The 2,696-nt window shown below is 48.1% G+C and carries 3 protein-coding genes; all 3 read left to right on the top strand.

Annotation, left to right across the window (positions count from 1 at the left end):
* The first annotated feature begins 314 nt into the window (after positions 1-314).
* Genes KOO63_06115 through KOO63_06125 form a run of 3 tightly spaced genes read left to right on the top strand, consistent with a single transcriptional unit; the run spans position 315 to position 2,686 of the window.
* A complete protein-coding gene (locus tag KOO63_06115) occupies positions 315-791 on the top strand; it encodes a hypothetical protein (protein ID MBU8921378.1) in 477 nt (158 codons plus the stop codon).
* A gap of 9 nt (positions 792-800) precedes the next feature.
* Positions 801-2,051, top strand: coding sequence for a hypothetical protein (locus KOO63_06120; GenBank protein MBU8921379.1), 1,251 nt, complete (start codon positions 801-803; stop codon positions 2,049-2,051).
* Positions 2,052-2,077: 26 nt separating this feature from the next.
* Positions 2,078-2,686, top strand: a complete 609-nt coding sequence (locus tag KOO63_06125) for a M23 family metallopeptidase (protein MBU8921380.1) — start codon at positions 2,078-2,080, stop codon at positions 2,684-2,686.
* Positions 2,687-2,696 lie beyond the last annotated feature (10 nt).

Below are 2,696 nucleotides of genomic sequence, written 5' to 3' on the forward strand. Positions count from 1 at the left end.
GACATGACTCCATCCTCTCAGACTGTGGAGTCTCCGTCAAACCCGGGGCGGTTCAAACAGCAAATCTCGGCGAGGGCAGTCTAAACTTACGTGATCGATTACTTTGGAGGCGAGTCATGAGAACTATTCAACGTTTGTTATTCCGTGAATACTCCGTATGTTTGTTTTTTCTCCTATACTTGATCTTTCTCCTACCTGCATCTTCTCAGTCCGAATCATGCCGGTACAGATACTCCCCCTACAACGAACCGTTTACGGCAGACGACATTCTAACTCCCAATAGCATATGCATTTATCCAGACGGCCGAACGAGTATGGCAGATGCCGTAAATGGTGGGGTGGAAATTGTCGTTTATTGGCTTCGGTATCTTACTGATGAGGCTTATTGGACGGGCGTCGAATTCGACCCTCAGCTCCTCTTCTTTGGAACAGTTACTACTTGTTCGGGTGATAGTTTTTTGAATGCGGACCTTTCAGGCGGACTCCCTGCGGTTTTCTCCAGCCAGCCCATTTTTGGTGGTGGACATTCCTCGGTGGGTCCAGATGGGAACCCCGTTGAGGGCTCGGTATTTTATTGGGCGCCCTCCGCATGTGGTTTTGTTGAATTAAATCTTTATTTCAACAGCCCTGATATCACTGGCGATTTGGATGTTAATCTTGCAGATGTTTCATGTTTTGCCCAGGATTACGCGGGATCCTACAACTATCGATCGGATTTTAATTATGATGGTATTATTAATCTTGCCGATGTATCCATCCTCTCCAGCAGCGTCGGCACTTCCTGTCCATGACGTGGGGCCATGCTCTCGGAGCTCGAATGCACGGCACCCATACAGTGGGGCTTAAAGATTGAACCAAAAAGGGAGGCCACAATGCAATACCGGCTGTCATTGAGAGTAGTTTTTCTGGTTGCCTTAAGCGGGCTACTTTTTTCTGCGTCAAATGCAACTGCAGGAGCATTCTACAAGCCAACTCCCGTAGAAAGCAGAGAGGCCGTTTATCAATGCGACAAAAGACTTATAGGCGTAGATTCTTTGGGCGAGGGTCTTTACCTCGCTGGCTTCAAGTCTCAAGAGTCTAAGCATGCACCGCCTGACCTTCAGTTCGTAATGTATAACACGAATTCAGCCGCCGTTATCGGGACCTTTTTATTGGAAGTTGCCTCGAGCTATTCTGTCGAGAGATCGGTTTCGGGCGATCTCATTGTCATTTTGTACTCGATCGAGGGAAACACAAGTACTTGTATCATTAATGAAGCTGCCGAGATTTTGCAAAACGTTTCTGGTGTTGCACTTGTGGTTGCGGGAATTGATCTCGTTGGTGTCAGGAATTATTCACCGAAACAGGCAACACGAAAATTGCGTGAGGGCTATCTCGACTATAAACCCCTTCCCAAGCCAGGACCGTATGCGGATTGTGAATGGGCTTGTGCTGACTCGTACTTTGATGTGGCATATCTGAGCTCAGAGAGGGTCTTGTCTCTCCACCGGTTAGAAGAAGAAGGAAGGCCAACAAAGCAGGTCATCCTGACAGCATATGATAGCTCTTGCGGGACAATATGGGAATGCGAACGCACTGCCCTAGCTTTTCAGGCGCACGGCAGAATTGCTGACCAATTATTCGGGATTATCACCAGTTACAGCGGATCTGAGCTAATTGACATGAAAACGGGCAAAACCAAGCTACTCGCATCTGCCGGTGCCTTCGCCCCGGCTTTTGGTGATCTCGGTTTGTTCTTTCACGGTAAGTTAAATGGTGCCAACGAATATACCATTAATCGCCTTGATGCGCACAATGCGGATCCCGTGGCCATTGCTCCTTACTACTCCGGCCTGCAGCCAAGGGCCTTTACGGTCGAAAACGGCTTCTTATACGCGCTAGGTGGCCCTGACGGGTGCCACATTCAAACGGGAATTTTTGCGCGGGATTTTAAGTCCGCGGTTATTCTTGAGGGTGTATGGCGAATCTTCGGCCAGGAAGAGCACGGGTTTGCTGTAGTCGGTGGCGATGCTTACGGCGGTGTTTTGTATCGCGGAATAGTCAATAATTAAACATTTGGTATGGAAAGGAGGATACAATGAGACAATTCATTTTAATACTCATTTTGGGGCATGTCTGTTTGGGTGGAGCCTTGCTTTCAGATGCTTTGGGGCTTACGTGGCCAACAGACGGGTCTGAGTGTGTCGAGTCTCCATTCGGTTGGCGTGAATTCAACACTTCCAATTATCACGCTGGTTGGGATCTTAAAATCGGCGCAACAAATAGTTGTCGCGCGGTAGCGGACGGCACAATACATCTACTTCCTTTTATTGATCAATACCCCTGGGGAGATTATCAGTACACTATAGTGATTGACCATGGCGACTATATGATGGGATACCACCATATGAATGCACGGAACACCTTCACTGTAGGAGAATTTGTGGCGGAAGGAACGTGGCTCGGCTCTAATATGGAAAACGCACATGTCCACATAAATTTTTGGGATGAAAACGGACCCGTAAATGGCGACGATAACACTCTACACCCGGGCCGAATTTTGGGCGAATATGGTAACAATGGCTTAGCTGTTAGCTCGACTTCCCCACCATTTTGTAGCATGTGGGTGGGCGGAGGGGGGGATGTATTGAAGGTTGGTGTATGTAGCGTCCAGAAACAAATGTCTCCCTTCTTCCTGATTAATTAGGTGACAGATT

It is taken from the genome of Candidatus Latescibacterota bacterium (assembly GCA_019038625.1).
GTDB lineage: Bacteria > Krumholzibacteriota > Krumholzibacteriia > Krumholzibacteriales > Krumholzibacteriaceae > JAGLYV01.

Bases quoted from the DNA above. Each gene is read 5' to 3' on its own strand.
- KOO63_06125 (MBU8921380.1), top strand. From the start codon at position 2,078: ATGAGACAATTCATTTTAATACTCATTTTGGGGCATGTCTGTTTGGGT.
- KOO63_06115 (MBU8921378.1), top strand. From the start codon at position 315: ATGGCAGATGCCGTAAATGGTGGGGTGGAAATTGTCGTTTATTGGCTT.
- KOO63_06120 (MBU8921379.1), top strand. From the start codon at position 801: ATGCTCTCGGAGCTCGAATGCACGGCACCCATACAGTGGGGCTTAAAG.